We start from the raw sequence: 841 nt of genomic DNA, 5'->3' as shown, positions 1-841 counted from the left end.
CCTGGCTGGTGGGGGTGTGGGTCGGGTGGGTTCGGTGGTGTCCGCGGTGTCGCGGGGTGGCCGGTATGACGTGTTCGTGCGTGCTGCGGATGATCGGCTGCTGCAGTTGACGTATCTGGACGGGGCGTGGCATGGCTGGACGGATCTGGGTGGGCCGATCATTTCTGGTCCGTCGGTGACGGTGGATGCCGATGGCCGGTATGACGTGTTCGCGATCGGTTCGGATCACGGCCTGCTGCATCGGATCTTCGACGGGACCTGGCATGGCTGGGAGCACCTGGGTGGCGTGTTGCACTTTGGGGTGTCGGCGGTCAACGCGGGCCCGGGCCGGTTCGATGTCTTCGGGGTCGATACCGATTACCATCTGGTGCAGAAGGTGTACTCCGGCGGGCAGTGGAGCGGGTTCAACGACCTGGGTGGGGTGTTGACCTCGGCGCCCTCGGCGGTGACCGTTGACGGGCGTTATGACGTGTTCGCCACCGATACCGAGCATCATCTGGTGCAGAAGGTGTACTCCGGCGGGCAGTGGAGCGGGTTCAACGACCTGGGTGGGGTGTTGACCTCGGCGCCGTCGGTGACGCGGCGGGGTGGCCGGTATGACGTGTTCGCCATCGACACCGATCGTCATCTGGTGCATCGGGTCTACGACGGCACTGCCTGGGGCGGTTACGAGGACCTGGCCGGCGGGTTGACCACCGGTCCGGCCGCGGTCAACCCGGCGGCTGGACGCTATGACGTGTTCGCCGCCGACACCAGCCACCGCCTAGCCCAAAAGATCTTCACCGGCGGCTCCTGGAACCCCTGGAACATCCTCAACACCACCCAACTCGCCACCTAACAA

1 protein-coding gene is annotated in these 841 nt (G+C 65.6%); it reads left to right on the top strand.

Annotation, left to right across the window (positions count from 1 at the left end; all coding sequences use genetic code 11):
- The first annotated feature begins 25 nt into the window (after positions 1-25).
- On the top strand, positions 26-838 hold the full coding sequence (locus tag ACYVF6_RS40955) for a PLL family lectin (protein WP_460530560.1): 813 nt from the start codon (positions 26-28) through the stop codon (positions 836-838).
- Positions 839-841 lie beyond the last annotated feature (3 nt).

This window comes from Flindersiella endophytica, from assembly GCF_054779015.1.
The sequence above is the reverse complement of the archived record's forward strand: the minus strand, read 5'-3'. Positions and strand labels throughout refer to the sequence as shown.